Annotated in this window: 14 protein-coding genes; 11 read left to right on the forward strand and 3 right to left on the reverse strand. The window is 55.1% G+C overall.

What is annotated here, in order from left to right; translation table 11 throughout:
• Positions 1-28: 28 nt before the first annotated feature.
• Positions 29-535 (reverse strand): non-heme ferritin, encoded by a 507-nt coding sequence (gene ftnA / locus C7434_RS15465; RefSeq protein ID WP_006117595.1) that lies wholly within the window; start codon positions 533-535, stop codon positions 29-31.
• 423 nt (positions 536-958) lie between these two features.
• Between ftnA and C7434_RS15470 the strand changes: the two genes are divergently transcribed.
• The 11 genes from C7434_RS15470 (at position 959) to mrdA (ending at position 13,235) form a co-directional block, all read left to right on the forward strand.
• Positions 959-1,558 (forward strand): pentapeptide repeat-containing protein, encoded by a 600-nt coding sequence (locus C7434_RS15470; RefSeq protein WP_006117596.1) that lies wholly within the window; start codon positions 959-961, stop codon positions 1,556-1,558.
• 347 nt (positions 1,559-1,905) lie between these two features.
• Positions 1,906-3,492 carry a peptide chain release factor 3 gene (gene prfC / locus C7434_RS15475; RefSeq protein ID WP_039342235.1) on the forward strand — a complete coding sequence of 529 codons (1,587 nt, stop codon included), beginning with the start codon at positions 1,906-1,908 and terminating at the stop codon, positions 3,490-3,492.
• A gap of 255 nt (positions 3,493-3,747) precedes the next feature.
• Positions 3,748-4,362 carry a molecular chaperone OsmY gene (gene osmY, locus C7434_RS15480; protein ID WP_006117598.1) on the forward strand — a complete coding sequence of 205 codons (615 nt, stop codon included), beginning with the start codon at positions 3,748-3,750 and terminating at the stop codon, positions 4,360-4,362.
• 99 nt (positions 4,363-4,461) lie between these two features.
• Positions 4,462-4,623, forward strand: coding sequence for a DUF1328 domain-containing protein (locus tag C7434_RS15485; protein WP_003848537.1), 162 nt, complete (start codon positions 4,462-4,464; stop codon positions 4,621-4,623).
• Between the two features lie 239 nt (positions 4,624-4,862).
• A complete protein-coding gene (locus C7434_RS15490; protein WP_058702246.1) occupies positions 4,863-5,912 on the forward strand; it encodes a patatin family protein in 1,050 nt (349 codons plus the stop codon).
• On the forward strand, positions 5,909-6,682 hold the full coding sequence (locus tag C7434_RS15495; protein WP_033739746.1) for a TatD family hydrolase: 774 nt from the start codon (positions 5,909-5,911) through the stop codon (positions 6,680-6,682). The genes C7434_RS15490 and C7434_RS15495 overlap by 4 nt, the downstream gene beginning before the upstream one ends.
• A 231-nt stretch (positions 6,683-6,913) precedes the next feature.
• The gene (gene deoC / locus C7434_RS15500; protein WP_058702245.1) at positions 6,914-7,693 is read left to right on the forward strand and encodes a deoxyribose-phosphate aldolase; all 780 of its coding nucleotides are present in this window, start codon (positions 6,914-6,916) and stop codon (positions 7,691-7,693) included.
• A 59-nt stretch (positions 7,694-7,752) separates the two neighbouring features.
• Entirely contained in the window at positions 7,753-9,081 is a 1,329-nt protein-coding gene (deoA, locus tag C7434_RS15505) for a thymidine phosphorylase (protein WP_054633161.1), read from the forward strand.
• A gap of 94 nt (positions 9,082-9,175) precedes the next feature.
• Positions 9,176-10,399 carry a phosphopentomutase gene (gene deoB, locus C7434_RS15510; protein WP_110268390.1) on the forward strand — a complete coding sequence of 408 codons (1,224 nt, stop codon included), beginning with the start codon at positions 9,176-9,178 and terminating at the stop codon, positions 10,397-10,399.
• Between the two features lie 33 nt (positions 10,400-10,432).
• A complete protein-coding gene (deoD, locus tag C7434_RS15515; RefSeq protein ID WP_054633162.1) occupies positions 10,433-11,146 on the forward strand; it encodes a purine-nucleoside phosphorylase in 714 nt (237 codons plus the stop codon).
• A 205-nt stretch (positions 11,147-11,351) separates the two neighbouring features.
• Positions 11,352-13,235, forward strand: coding sequence for a penicillin-binding protein 2 (mrdA, locus tag C7434_RS15520; RefSeq protein ID WP_133745633.1), 1,884 nt, complete (start codon positions 11,352-11,354; stop codon positions 13,233-13,235).
• Here the strand turns inward: mrdA and C7434_RS15525 are convergent.
• Positions 13,232-13,942 carry a GGDEF domain-containing protein gene (locus C7434_RS15525; RefSeq protein ID WP_033739733.1) on the reverse strand — a complete coding sequence of 237 codons (711 nt, stop codon included), beginning with the start codon at positions 13,940-13,942 and terminating at the stop codon, positions 13,232-13,234. The two genes, mrdA and C7434_RS15525, sit on opposite strands and share 4 nt — an antisense overlap.
• Positions 13,939-14,325 (reverse strand): DUF1987 domain-containing protein, encoded by a 387-nt coding sequence (locus tag C7434_RS15530; protein WP_203232192.1) that lies wholly within the window; start codon positions 14,323-14,325, stop codon positions 13,939-13,941. The genes C7434_RS15525 and C7434_RS15530 overlap by 4 nt, the downstream gene beginning before the upstream one ends.

Consider the following 14,325-nt stretch of genomic DNA (forward strand, 5'->3'; position numbering starts at 1 on the left):
CGGCCCACCTGCGTGGGCCGGTTTGTATTCAGGCTGAGTGCGTTTCAGTGCTCATGCGTCCCAGGTCTTTATCTACCAGGAACAGGCCATTGCCGCCTTCGCCGACCATCGCCAGTTTGTCCAGTACGGTTTTAAACAGCTTCTCTTCTTCATGCTGTTCCGCAACGTACCATTGCAGGAAGTTGAAGGTCGAATAGTCCTGGGTGGTCATTGCCGCATGGGCCAGCTCGTTAATCTTACTGGTGATCAGCTTTTCATGATCCAGCGCCTGAATCAGCACTTCGTTCAGTGAATTGTAGGCAACAGGCGGGGCTGCGATGGTACCCAGCACCGGCATCGCACCGGTATCGCTCAGATAGTTAAACAGGCGCTGCATGTGTTCCATTTCTTCACGTGAGTGCATTTTCAGGAAGGACGCTGCGCCCTCATAGCCTTTATCGCTGCACCACGCACTCATCTGTAAATAGAGATTCGCGGAGAAAAATTCCAGGTTCAGCTGGTCGTTTAAACGCCCAGTCATTTCAGCAGTCAGCATGGCCGCGTCCTTATTTCATTGTAAATAGACAGGTGATAAGTGATGAATTATGCATCAGGCTTATAAGAAATGTGAAGCGTTTTGTTAAAAAAATACCATTTTATCTGATTGATTTAAAAAGAATTATTTCAACTCTTGAATGCGAGCGATTATCATTGTGGTCTGCTTTTCTGCCTGTGTCTGGGCCAGGTTGTGCCGGACGCGCGGGCGTGAAGGCGGTTTATCCAGTCGCCCCGGATCCGTCAGTGGACCGCGTTCTGCGGCGTTCTGCTACTGTCCGGCAACCGCTTTTTCCCGTCATGGTGATAAGGTAAGGCCATAATCGCGTCAGGAAGCATGAGCAGCATTACACTGGTGTGCCTGGCCGGGGTTTACTATGCGGAGCGAGGCCTGTGTCTTCGCACGAAAGAGGATGGCGTAAAGATGCAATCTTTGGAAAGCAACACTGAATACTATGATGCGTGTTTTACCACCTGCGATCTCAGCGAACGGGTGCTCACGCAGGCGCATTTTGAAGACTGTGAATTTACGCACGTTAACTTTACCTCGGCGCGCTTTTCAGCCTGTAAATTCATTAACTGCGTCTTTACGCACTGTAACCTCAGTCTGGTCGATCCGTCCGGCACCCGCTTCTTTGGCGTTCATTTTAACGACTGCAAGCTGACCGGCATGGACTGGACGAAAGCCTGGTGGCCTGATTTTTACCTGGACCATGAATTGCACTTTTCAACGTGTATCCTGACCAGCGGATCGTTTTTTGGTCTGCGGCTGCACGGCGTGAAAATGGAAGGTTGCAAACTGATCGAGGTGGATTTTAGAGAGTGCGATTTAACGGGTGCCACGCTGACCGAGTGTGACATGACGGGCAGCCTGTTTCATCACACCGTGCTGCGCGGGGCCGATCTGACGGAATCCTGGCATTACGCCATCAACATCTTTAATAACACAGTCGAAAAAGCCCGCTTTTCGCGGCTGGAGGCGGTTTGCCTGCTGGAAAGTCTGGGCATTGAGCTGGTGGATTAACCCGCTGGCGAGGCGGCGGGATGAATACCGTAAAGACGGGAGAAAACCCGGCGTCATTTCCCCCGCGTTGACTTCACCAGTAGCCATCTGCTGCACGGTGACCCGCTGTTTGCCGGTGGCGCGACTTTCTCTTCCGTCCGCTGTAGGCCAATAGCGCAAAATATTGTATGCTATGCCGCCTTAAAGTTGACCAGGTAACCGGAATCACGCCAATGTAACTTTGCGCTCATCCCGCGACGACAGAAAGTCGCATCTGGCACCGTTTACTCGCCGGTAAAATTCTGCCGGCCACCGTGATTTATCTGCTGCGCCTGAGAGTGCGTGGCTACGTTGAGAAGAATTCACTCATGTCTAATCCCTTTTTAGAAGAGGTGGCACGCCGCCGCACCTTCGCGATTATCTCGCACCCGGATGCCGGTAAAACCACCATCACCGAAAAAGTTCTGCTGTTCGGACAGGCTATCCAGACCGCCGGTACGGTAAAAGGCCGTGGCTCTAACCAGCACGCAAAATCCGACTGGATGGAGATGGAAAAGCAGCGTGGTATTTCGATTACTACCTCCGTTATGCAGTTTCCCTATCGTGACAGCCTGGTAAACCTGCTGGATACACCGGGGCACGAAGACTTCTCCGAGGATACCTATCGTACGCTGACGGCGGTCGACTGCTGCCTGATGGTGATCGATGCGGCGAAAGGCGTCGAGGATCGTACCCGTAAGCTGATGGAAGTAACCCGTCTGCGCGATACGCCGATCCTGACCTTTATGAACAAACTTGACCGTGATATCCGCGATCCGATGGAGTTGCTGGATGAAGTGGAAAGTGAGCTAAAAATTGCCTGCGCGCCCATCACCTGGCCGATTGGCTGCGGCAAGCTGTTTAAAGGCGTTTACCATCTCTACAAGGACGAAACCTACCTGTATCAGACCGGTAAAGGTCACACGATTCAGGAAGTCCGCATCGTTAAGGGCCTGAACAACCCTGACCTTGATGCGGCCGTCGGGGAAGAGCTGGCCTCGCAGCTGCGTGACGAGCTGGAGCTGGTGCAGGGCGCATCACACGAGTTTGAACTGGACGCGTTTCTCAGCGGTCAGCTGTCGCCGGTGTTCTTCGGAACCGCACTGGGTAACTTCGGCGTAGATCATATGCTGGATGGCCTGGTGGCGTGGGCGCCGCGCCCTATGCCGCGCCAGACCGATACCCGCACCGTTGAAGCCAAAGAAGAGAAATTCACGGGCTTCGTGTTTAAAATTCAGGCCAACATGGACCCGAAACACCGTGACCGCGTGGCCTTTATGCGCGTCGTGTCGGGGCGTTATGAAAAAGGCATGAAGCTGCGTCAGGTCCGTACCGGCAAAGATGTAGTGATTTCGGATGCGTTGACCTTTATGGCGGGCGACCGTTCGCATGTGGAAGAAGCCTATCCGGGCGACATTATCGGCCTGCATAACCACGGCACCATTCAGATCGGCGACACCTTTACGCAGGGTGAAAACATGAAGTTTACCGGGATTCCGAACTTCGCCCCCGAACTGTTCCGCCGTATCCGCCTGCGCGATCCGCTTAAGCAGAAACAGCTGCTGAAAGGATTAGTCCAGCTGTCGGAAGAGGGGGCAGTGCAGGTGTTCCGCCCGGTGCATAACAACGACCTGATTGTCGGTGCGGTCGGTGTGCTGCAGTTTGACGTGGTGGTGGCGCGCCTGAAGAGCGAATACAACGTCGAAGCCATCTATGAGGCGATTAACGTGTCGACGGCGCGCTGGGTTGAATGCAAAGACGCCAAAAAATTTGAAGATTTCCAGCGTAAAAACGAGGTCAACCTCGCGCTGGATGGCGGCGATAATCTGACCTATATCGCCCCAACAATGGTGAACCTGAACATCACTCAGGAGCGCTATCCTGACGTCATTTTCCGCAAAACCCGCGAGCACTAATCGCGTTTTCCGGGCCATTCTCCCTGGGAATGGCCCGGTTTCCCACGATACAGAACCCTCCTAAAACACGCTTTTTCCTCGCTTTTGACGCACGATCAACCAGTTACCCGAGCAAAGTGCCAAATCCCGACTATCCTTATTTCATCGGACGGTTAAAGAGACTTATTTCTCCATGCGTCCTGTGCCGCAGTAGCGTTGTTTGCTGCTCTTGCGCCCACAGTCTGGGGCGAATTAACAGATAGAAGGATGATATCGATGCACACAACTAAGCTTACTAAAACATTAATGGCTGCAATGGTAGGTACCGCACTGTTAAGCGGAAACGTCTTTGCAGAAGAGTCCGCGTCTCAGAAAGCGTCACAAACCGCTGACAGCGCGGGCGCGAAAATCGACAGCTCAATGAAGAAAGTCGGTGGCTTTATGGACGACAGCGCGGTGACCGCGAAAGCGAAAGCGGCGCTGGTGGATGACGACTCGATTAAGAGCACCGATATTTCGGTCAAAACCCACAACGGCGTTGTGACGCTGAGCGGTTTCGTGACTTCACAAGACCAGGCGGAAAAAGCCGTGGCCGTGGTGAAGAAAGTGGAAGGCGTGAAATCCGTTAGTGACAAACTGCACGTAAAAGACGTGAAAAAGCAGTCCATGAAAGGTTATGCCGGTGACGCTGCTACAACCAGCGAAATTAAAGCTAAGCTATTAGCAGATGACAAGGTTCCTTCACGTAACGTGAAAGTTGAAACCACCGACGGTGTGGTACAGCTCTCAGGTGAAGTGGCGAACCAGGCGCAGTCCGATCGTGCCGAGAGCATCGCGAAAGCTATCGAAGGCGTAAAAAGTGTTAAAAACGACCTGAAGGTCAAGTCTTAACATGACTCCGTGCGGCCTCTGTCCGGGCCGCACAAATAAGAATACCCATCCTGGGATGAAACAAGCAGTTCAATATTAAAAATGGTTAAGGAGAGGCTTATGTTTCGTTGGGGCATTATTTTTCTGGTGATTGCACTGATCGCCGCTGCATTAGGTTTTGGTGGCCTGGCCGGTACCGCAGCATGGGCAGCGAAAGTCGTGTTCGTGGTGGGTATTATTCTGTTCCTCATCAGCTTGTTTACTGGCCGTAAAAAGCTATAGCGATGACCCAGACAGGTTAACGCTGGCATAGTCAGCGTTAAACGGAGACCAGTTATTTGTCGCGAAAGGTAGTGTGAAGCAAAGGATGCTTCATATTCGCAACGAAGTGTTAAAAAGCGCAACGCTAATAGCACAATTAATGGACACTCTGACTGGTTCTCCGTGCTAGTATCGACCCACAATTAACTCCCTGCATTCTCTTCATTCGTATTTCGGGATCCCACTCTGAGGTCGGTACATTGGGTATACGTATTCCCGTGACGCTCGGGGCCATTGAACCCCTTGCACTCACACCGTTTAAAGCCAACAAAATTGCCTTAGTGTGCGAGGGCGGCGGCCAGCGCGGCATTTTCACAGCAGGCGTTCTGGATGAGTTCCAGCGGGCAAAATTCAATCCCTTTCAGTTGCTGTTAGGCTCTTCTGCTGGTGCGCAGAACCTTTCCGCTTATGTCTGCGGCCAGCCGGGCTATGCACGTCGGGTGATTACCCGCTATACCACCAGTAAGCTGTTCTTTGACCCCGTGCGTTTCCTGCGCGGCGGTAATCTTATCGATCTCGACTGGTTAATTGATATCACCCGCAGCGAATTTCCACTGGCCATGACCAGCGCAGAAACCTTGTTTGCTTCGGGGCGGCAATTTTACATGTGCGCCTGTCGCAGTGATGACTATGCCCCCAGTTACTTTGCCCCCACAGCCAGTAACTGGCTGGATATTATTAAGGCTTCCAGCGCTATTCCGGGCTTTTACCGTCTGGGCGTGGATCTGGAGGGCATAAGCTATCTGGATGGCGGCGTCAGCGATGCGATTCCCGTACGCGAAGCGGCAAAACGCGGGGCCGATACCATTGTGGTCATCCGTACCGTGCCGTCGCAGATGTTCGATGTGCCCCGTTGGGTGACCCGTATGGAACGCTGGTTCAGCGGCGGGGCGCTGCAGCCAATGATCAAGATTCTGCACCATCACGAGCAGACCTATCGCGAAACCCAGCAGTTTATTGAAAAGCCGCCGGGTGATTTACGTATCATCGAAATCTTCCCGCCGCGCGTGTTAGCCAGTAACGCACTGGGCAGTCGTATTGCCGCATTGAATCAGGATTACCATCTGGGGCGCCGCTGTGGTCGCTACTTTATTGCCACGCTGGGGCAATGGCTGAGCGATGCCGAGCCCCACACAGGGCTGGATATTGTGGTCCCTTCTGCGCCGGTGGCAAATGAGCCGGGGGATATCGCTCCGGTCATCCCGCTGACCGGCAACGATGGCACTTATGGCGAGGGTACGCTGACATGAGGTTTGTTGATACCCACTGTCACTTTGATTTTCCGCCGTTTGTGGACGCGGCCGACGTCAGTCTGCGCCAGGCTGCGGACGCGGGCGTAGAAAAAATTATTGTGCCATCGGTCGAGGCAGGGCGCTTTGACCTTGTTTGTCAGTTAGCCCGGCAGCACCGCGCGTTATATGCCGCACTCGGCCTGCATCCGATTGTGACGGAGCAGCACGAGGAGCAGCACCTCGCTCAGCTTGAAAGCCTGTTACAACAGCGGCCCCCAAAGCTGGTGGCCCTCGGTGAGATCGGCCTGGATCTGTATCGGGACGATCCGCAGTTTGATAAGCAAACCTGTTTCCTGGATGCGCAACTGAAGCTGGCGAAACGTTACGATCTGCCGGTGATCCTGCATTCGCGCCGCACGCACGATCAGCTGGCACTGCATCTGCGTCGGCAGGCTGTGCCACGGCGCGGCGTCGTACACGGTTTTGCCGGTAGCCTGCAGCAGGCGCAGGCGTTTATTAAGCTCGGCTATGCGATTGGCGTAGGCGGCACGATTACGTATCCCCGCGCCAGTAAAACCCGGCAGACGATTGCCCGTTTACCGCTCTCGTCGCTGCTGCTGGAAACCGATGCGCCTGATATGCCGCTGAACGGCTACCAGGGCCAGCCAAACCGACCCGAGCGCGCCGTTTTAGTCTGGCAGGTGTTGTGTGAACTGCGTGACGAGCCGCCCGCCGAAATCGCCGACGCGTTATGGCACAACAGTCATGCGCTGTTTTCGCTCACATAATTCCCGCCGTCACATCGTGTCCTGGTGAAATGTTATAATAGTAACATCCCTGTCGCTGACTTATACTGGCTGCCTTGCGCCATACCTTGCATATAATCTAAATTTTCGCTGAGTGTTTGCAGCCGTTTCATACTTTTATGTGATTTGGTGCACACAAAATGGCCGTTATCATTGTTAATATTATCACATTCAAGGGTGGGCGAACGTTTACCCGATGTTCTGGAGATCACCATGACCGATATTAAACAGCAGGCCCTGCGCGCCCTGAAACTGATGGATTTAACCACGCTGAACGAGGATGACACCGACGAGAAAGTGATCGCGCTCTGTCATCAGGCGAAATCTCCGGTGGGTAACACCGCTGCCATCTGTATTTATCCGCGTTTCATTCCCGTGGCGCGTAAAACGCTGCGTGAGCAGGGCACGCCTGACGTGCGCATTGCCACCGTAACCAACTTCCCTCATGGCAATGACGATATTGAGATTGCGCTGGCCGAAACCCGTGCCGCCATCGCTTACGGCGCTGATGAAGTGGATGTGGTTTTCCCTTATCGCGCGCTGATGGCAGGCAATGCGCAGGTCGGCTTTGATCTGGTCAAGGCCTGCAAAACCGCCTGTGCGGAAGCCGGCGTTTTACTGAAGGTTATTATCGAAACCGGCGAATTGAAGCAGGAAGCGCTGATTCGTCAGGCCTCTGAAATTGCGATTGATGCAGGGGCTGACTTTATCAAAACCTCAACCGGTAAAGTGCCGGTCAACGCCACGCCGGAAGTGGCGCAGATCATGATGAGCGTCATCCGCGACAAAGGTGTGAAAGCGCAGGTTGGCTTCAAACCGGCAGGCGGCGTTCGCACCGCTGAAGATGCCGCTGTCTATCTGCAGCTGGCGGATGACACGCTGGGTGCTGGCTGGGCCGATGCCCGCCATTTCCGTTTTGGTGCCTCCAGCCTGCTGGCAAATCTGCTCAACACGCTTGGGCACAGCAGCGACACCAGCAAGTCGGGTTACTGATTCATCCGGGCGGCTCACGGCCGCCTCTTCTCCTCTTTCCCTGACGTAAGGGGGCGACATTGTACCTCGCACAAGAAATCATTCGAAAAAAACGTGACGGCCAGGCGCTGACTGAAGACGAAATTCGTTTCTTCATCAACGGGGTGCGCGATAACAGCGTGTCCGAAGGGCAAATTGCCGCACTGGCAATGACCATCTATTTCCACGATATGTCACTGCCGGAGCGCGTTGCGCTGACCATGGCGATGCGGGATTCCGGCACCGTCCTGAACTGGGCTTCACTGAATCTGAACGGGCCGGTGGTCGACAAGCACTCCACGGGCGGCGTGGGCGATGTGACCTCGCTGATGCTCGGACCCATGGTGGCGGCCTGTGGCGGCTATATCCCGATGATCTCCGGACGCGGACTGGGCCATACCGGCGGTACGCTGGATAAGCTGGAGGCGATTCCCGGTTTTGACATTTTCCCCAGCGATGACCATTTCCGCCAGACCATCAAGCAGGTTGGTGTGGCCATCATCGGGCAAACTAACTCGCTGGCACCGGCGGATAAACGTTTTTACGCGACCCGCGATATCACCGCCACCGTGGATTCCATTCCGCTGATTACCGCTTCGATCCTGGCGAAAAAACTGGCCGAAGGCCTGGATGCGCTGGTGATGGATGTCAAAGTCGGATCCGGCGCCTTTATGCCGACCTGGGAAGCCTCTGAGAGTCTGGCGCAGGCCATTGTGGGCGTGGCGAATGGCGCGGGCTGCCGTACCACGGCGCTGCTAACAGATATGAATCAGGTCCTGGCTTCTTCGGCGGGCAATGCCCTGGAAGTGCGCGAAGCCGTGCGCTTCCTGACGGGTGAGCAGCGCAATCCGCGCCTGCTGGACGTGACGCTGGCCCTGTGCAGCGAAATGCTGATTTCCGGCAAACTGGCGGCTAACGAAACCGACGCCCGTGAACAACTTCTCGCCGTGCTGGATAACGGCAAAGCCGCAGAGGTATTTGCCCGCATGGTGGCAGCACAACGTGGCCCAACCGATTTCGTTGAGCGCTACGACAGCTACCTCACAGCCCCTGTGATGAGCAAAGCGGTTTATGCCGATGGCGCAGGTTACGTTACGCAGATGGATACCCGCGCGTTAGGCATGGCGGTGGTTGCGATGGGCGGTGGACGTCAGCGCGCCAGCGACGCCATTGATTACAGCGTGGGCTTAAGCGACATGATCGCGCTGGGCGAGCGGGTGGACGCTTCACGCCCGCTGGCGGTTATTCATGCCAGCAGCGAAGTGCACTGGCAGCAGGCCGCCGCCGCTGTCAAAGCGGCCATCACTCTGGGGGACAGCGCCCCGGCGACCACACCGGTGGTTTATCGCCGTGTGACTGAAGCGGGATAACGCGGATAACAAACTGTATACCGGAGACGATTCGGGTATACTGATCTGATCGCTTTTTTTTGACTTGTCGCGCGCGTTAGCGCAGGAGACTGGCATGAAACGTGCTTTTATTATGGTGCTGGATTCCTTTGGAATCGGCGCCAGCAAAGATGCCGACAAATTCGGCGATGCAGGTTCCGATACGTTAGGTCATATCGCAGAAGCCTGTTTTAACGGTAAAGCGGATCAGGGCCGTAAAGGACCGCTGCACTTACCGAATATGACCGCGTTAGGTCTGGGCAAAGCGGCCGAGCTTTCTACCGGGCGTTTCCCGCCGGGACTGGATCCTGACGCTGAGATAAAAGGCGCTTACGCTTACGCCAGCGAACGCTCATCCGGTAAAGATACGCCGTCAGGCCACTGGGAAATCGCCGGTGTGCCTGTTCTGTTCGACTGGGGCTACTTCAGCGATAAAGAGAACAGCTTTCCGCAGGAGCTGCTGGATAAACTGGTTGAGCGGGCGGAGTTGCCGGGTTATCTCGGTAACTGTCACTCATCCGGTACGGTTATTCTCGACCAGTTGGGTGAAGAACACATGGCTTCGGGCAAGCCGATTTTTTACACCTCGGCGGATTCCGTGTTTCAGATTGCCTGCCATGAAGAAACCTTCGGCTTAGATCGCCTGTATGCGCTGTGTGAAATTGCGCGCGAGGAGCTGACAGAAGGCGGTTATAACATTGGCCGCGTGATTGCCCGCCCGTTCGTGGGTGACAAAGCCGGCAGCTTTGAGCGCACCGGTAACCGTCACGATCTGGCCGTGGAGCCGCCATCGCCTACCATGCTGAAGAAGCTGGTGGATGAGAAGGGCGGTCATGTGATTTCGGTAGGTAAAATTGCCGACATTTACGCGGAGCAGGGCATCACCAAAAAAGTCAAAGCCACCGGACTGGATGCGCTGTTTGATGCCACCATCCAGGAAATGAAAACCGCGCCGGATCAGGCGATTGTGTTTACCAACTTCGTAGACTTCGACTCTACCTGGGGCCATCGTCGCGATGTGGCAGGCTATGCAGGCGGGCTGGAGCTGTTCGATCGCCGCTTGCCAGAGTTGATGGCGCTGGTCAAAGAGGATGATATTTTGATCCTCACCGCCGACCACGGTTGCGATCCGACCTGGCAAGGCACGGAACATACGCGCGAGCATATTCCGATCTTAATTTACGGCCCGAAGGTCGAGCCGGGATCGCTGGGTTACCGCGATACCTTCGCGGATATCGGCCAGACGATTGCACACTATTTTGACCTGTCCCCCATGGACTACGGCAAGAACATGCTGTAAAAACAGCGAAATTTTTAAAAAGGATAGAGAATCATGGCAACTCCTCACATTAACGCAGAAATGGGTGATTTCGCTGACGTCGTACTGATGCCGGGCGATCCGCTGCGTGCGAAACACATCGCAGAAACCTTTCTGGACGATGCCGTTGAGGTCAACAACGTGCGCGGCATGCTGGGTTACACCGGCACCTATAAAGGCCGCAAAATCTCTGTTATGGGCCACGGCATGGGCATTCCGTCCTGCTCCATCTATGCGAAAGAACTGATCACCGAGTTCGGTGTGAAGAAAATCATCCGCGTGGGCTCCTGCGGTGCGGTGCGTCCCGATGTGAAACTGCGTGACATCGTGATCGGCATGGGGGCATCCACCGATTCCAAAGTGAACCGTATGCGCTTCAAAGACCATGACTTTGCCGCTATCGCGGACTTCGACATGGTGCGCAACGCGGTGGATGCGGCCAAAAACCTGGGCGTCGAGGCGCGCGTCGGTAACATCTTCTCGGCCGATCTGTTCTATACGCCCGATCCGCAGATGTTCGACGTGATGGAGAAGTACGGCATTCTGGGTGTGGAAATGGAAGCCGCAGGCATCTACGGCGTAGCCGCTGAATTTGGCGCGAAAGCGCTGACCATCTGTACCGTGTCTGACCATATCCGTACCCACGAGCAGACCACGGCCGCAGAACGCCAGACCACCTTTAATGACATGATTAAAATCGCGCTGGAGTCGGTGCTGCTGGGTGATTAATCCCTACGGTGGCTGATCGGCCCCTTTATCCGGCTGCGCATCTGCGGCCGGATGATCCTCTCCCGTTTTCTATTTCGCAACATTCTCACTAAATGACACACTTTTCATCAGGCTTGTGCATCTTCGCGCTGGCACGACGGGCTGATGTCACTATCATGAAGCCGAACAATTAATAACAACACGCCATACAGAAAATACCTGCCTGATGAATTTCCGTGATTTCGACTCTGAAGAGAAGTTGTTTGTCCGCCGTGCCGCTATGGCGTTTGTACTGGTTTGCCTGTGCTTTAGCATCCTGGGTTTTAACCTGTATCGCCTGCAGGTCCGCGACCACAGCTATTATCAGACGCGCTCGAACGAGAACGACATCAAAATGATCCCCATTGCGCCCACGCGCGGACTGATCTTTGACCGCAACGGGATCCCGCTGGTGCGCAACGTGACCTGGTATGACATCACGGTTACCCCGTACAAAGTGGAGGACATGAAGGCGCTGTTGCAAGAACTGACGCCACTGGTTGATCTGACCCCGGAAGATATTGAGCGCTTTCAGCACGATCTGCATCAGACCAGCCGCTATAAGCCCGTCATTCTCAAAGAGGAACTCACAGACGAAGAGGTGGCGCGTTTTTCGGTTAACCAGTTCCGTTTTACCGGCGTCAGCATTGATACCTATCAGGACCGGGAATATCCCTATGGGGCCGATCTCGCGCATGTGATCGGCTATGTTTCCAAAATCAACGATAACGACTACAAGCGGCTGAACGCAGAGGGCATCGCTGAAAACTATGCTGCCGACCATAACATCGGTAAGCAGGGGATTGAGGGCTATTACGAATCCCTGCTGCACGGCAAACCCGGCTATCAGGAAGTGGAAGTGGATAACCACGGGCGCATTGTCCGGGTGCTGAAAGAAGTGCCGCCGGTGGCGGGAAAGAACATTACGCTGACGCTGGATCTGCATCTGCAACAGTACGCGGAAAGCCTGCTGGTCGGGCAGCGCGCCGCGTTGCTGGTCGAAGATCCCCATGACGGCTCAGTGCTGGCGATGGTTTCCAGCCCCAGCTACGATCCTAATCCGTTCGTAAAGGGCATCAGCTATCAGGCGTACAAAAAGCTGCTGCAGGATAAAAATTTACCGCTGATCAACCGTGTCACGCAGGGCCTGTATCCGCCGGCCTCAACGGTAAAACCCTATATGGCGATGTCGGCGCTGCTCACGCACGTCATTACGCCACAGACCACCTTTTTTGGCGGGCCCACCTGGACATTACCCGGTACTGACCGCCGCTATCGCGACTGGAAAAAAAGCGGTCACGGTACGCTGGATGTCACTAAAGCGATCGAAGAGTCGGCGGATACCTTCTTCTATCAGGTGGCGTTTATGATGGGCATCGATCGTATTCACACCATGCTCAGTAAATTTGGCTACGGTCAGTCCACCGGCATCGATCTGAATGAAGAGTACAACGGACTGCTGCCCAGCCGTGACTGGAAGATGAAAGTGCATAAGAAACCCTGGTATCAGGGCGATACGGTGTCAGTCGGCATTGGTCAGGGCTACTGGATCGCCACGCCGATCCAGATGGTGAAAGCGCTGGTGGCGCTGATTAACAATGGCAGAGTCATTGCCCCGCACCTGCTGGAGAAATCGCAGCTTGGCAACCACGTGCAGCTTTACCAGCCGAAACTGCCGCAGGCGCAGATTGGCGATCCGCATTCCCCTTACTGGTCGCTGGTGCGTCACGCCATGTTTGGCATGGCTAACGCGCCGAACGGCACAGGCTACAAGTATTTCCACACCGCGCCTTATGGCATTGCGGCCAAGAGTGGAACGTCGCAGGTATTCAGCCTGAAACAAAATCAGACCTACAATGCCAAAATGATCCCGGTGCGGCTGCGCGATCATACGTTTTATACCGCCTTCGCCCCCTTTAACGATCCTAAGGTGGCTGTGGCGTTGATCCTGGAAAATGGGGGCAGCGAAGGCGTGCTGGCCGCGCCGGTAATGCGGCAGCTTCTCGATCATATTTTCCTGCCGCCCACCACGCCGCCGCCCGTTGAGGTTGCCCAGCGTCCGGCCCGCTAGCGGAAAAATACCCGGTTACGTCCGTGCTTTTTAGCATCATAGAGTGCGGCGTCGGCATGCGTATAAAGCGCTTCGAAGTGGGAGCCCGCCGCGCCCCAACTCACGCCCAGGCTGGCGGTGACCAGCCGCTCGGGCAACGCATCCAGGGGAGACGCGTTCAGTGAGGCGAGAATCGCCCCGGCGACAATCACCGCTTCCCCAAGGAACGTATCTGGCAACATAATCGTGAACTCTTCCCCCCCAATGCGCCCGATGCTGGCAATGTCCGGTGTGTTGCGCTGGATACGTTGCACCAGCTCGCAGATCACTTTGTCCCCGGTGGGATGGCCATATTCGTCGTTAATCCGTTTAAAAAAATCGATATCAAGAATGATCAGAGCGGCGGGGGTTCGCGTCAGTGTGTCGCTGATACGCTGAATAATGGCGCTGCGGTTCCAGACATTCGTCAGCGGATCGTGAGTGGCTTTGTACTCCAGCTCTCTCGTCAGCTCAATAAGCTGCTCATTCACCCGGTTTAACTCACGCTCGGCTCGATCGCTGCGCGAGATCAGCCGGTAGGTTTCGCGCATCAGCCGCTGATAGTGGTTATTAAGATCGGACAGCGCCTGGCGGTACTCTTCGGCGTGCAGACAGCTCTGCGCCGCCACATGGCTGGCATGGTTCAGCGCCTGGGTTTCTTCCAGAAACAGCTCATTAAGGTGCGTCATTGGCGCTGTTCCGCATGTAATGTGACGGTCAGGGCGGTGAAATCCAGCGACAGCTCCTCACCAAACTCTTCTGACACGTCATCTTCAGCGTCATAGAACCAGTTCAGCACAATCTCACAGCCGTTCTGCGCCAGCCTGTTGAACTGATCGAACAGCCCAAACAGCATTTTGGTGCTGGAGCTGTTGAAATAGCTCAGGTCGATATTGACTTCAGTCAGCTGGCTGGCCTGCGGTTGCCAGGATTCCAGTGCACTTTGCAGCGGGCGATAAAAGGCGGCCGCATTTTCCGGCCAGGATTCGCCCCGCAGGGAAAATCGCTGGGCCGCAAAATCAAATTCCACGGCGGGCGTGCATTCGGTGGCGGTGAGATGAATGGTTTGCAT

This window comes from Pantoea sp. PNA 14-12 (genome assembly GCF_004364735.1).
In the GTDB taxonomy this organism is placed as follows: Bacteria; Pseudomonadota; Gammaproteobacteria; order Enterobacterales; family Enterobacteriaceae; genus Pantoea; species Pantoea stewartii.

Excerpts from the sequence above, each read along its gene's own strand:
- ftnA (WP_006117595.1), bottom strand. The coding sequence starts at position 535 with ATGCTGACTGCTGAAATGACTGGGCGTTTAAACGACCAGCTGAACCTG.
- C7434_RS15470 (WP_006117596.1), top strand. The coding sequence starts at position 959 with ATGCAATCTTTGGAAAGCAACACTGAATACTATGATGCGTGTTTTACC.
- prfC (WP_039342235.1), top strand. The coding sequence starts at position 1,906 with ATGTCTAATCCCTTTTTAGAAGAGGTGGCACGCCGCCGCACCTTCGCG.
- osmY (WP_006117598.1), top strand. The coding sequence starts at position 3,748 with ATGCACACAACTAAGCTTACTAAAACATTAATGGCTGCAATGGTAGGT.
- C7434_RS15485 (WP_003848537.1), top strand. The coding sequence starts at position 4,462 with ATGTTTCGTTGGGGCATTATTTTTCTGGTGATTGCACTGATCGCCGCT.
- C7434_RS15495 (WP_033739746.1), top strand. The coding sequence starts at position 5,909 with ATGAGGTTTGTTGATACCCACTGTCACTTTGATTTTCCGCCGTTTGTG.
- deoC (WP_058702245.1), top strand. The coding sequence starts at position 6,914 with ATGACCGATATTAAACAGCAGGCCCTGCGCGCCCTGAAACTGATGGAT.
- deoB (WP_110268390.1), top strand. The coding sequence starts at position 9,176 with ATGAAACGTGCTTTTATTATGGTGCTGGATTCCTTTGGAATCGGCGCC.
- deoD (WP_054633162.1), top strand. The coding sequence starts at position 10,433 with ATGGCAACTCCTCACATTAACGCAGAAATGGGTGATTTCGCTGACGTC.
- mrdA (WP_133745633.1), top strand. The coding sequence starts at position 11,352 with ATGAATTTCCGTGATTTCGACTCTGAAGAGAAGTTGTTTGTCCGCCGT.
- C7434_RS15525 (WP_033739733.1), bottom strand. The coding sequence starts at position 13,942 with ATGACGCACCTTAATGAGCTGTTTCTGGAAGAAACCCAGGCGCTGAAC.
- C7434_RS15530 (WP_203232192.1), bottom strand. The coding sequence starts at position 14,325 with ATGCAAACCATTCATCTCACCGCCACCGAATGCACGCCCGCCGTGGAA.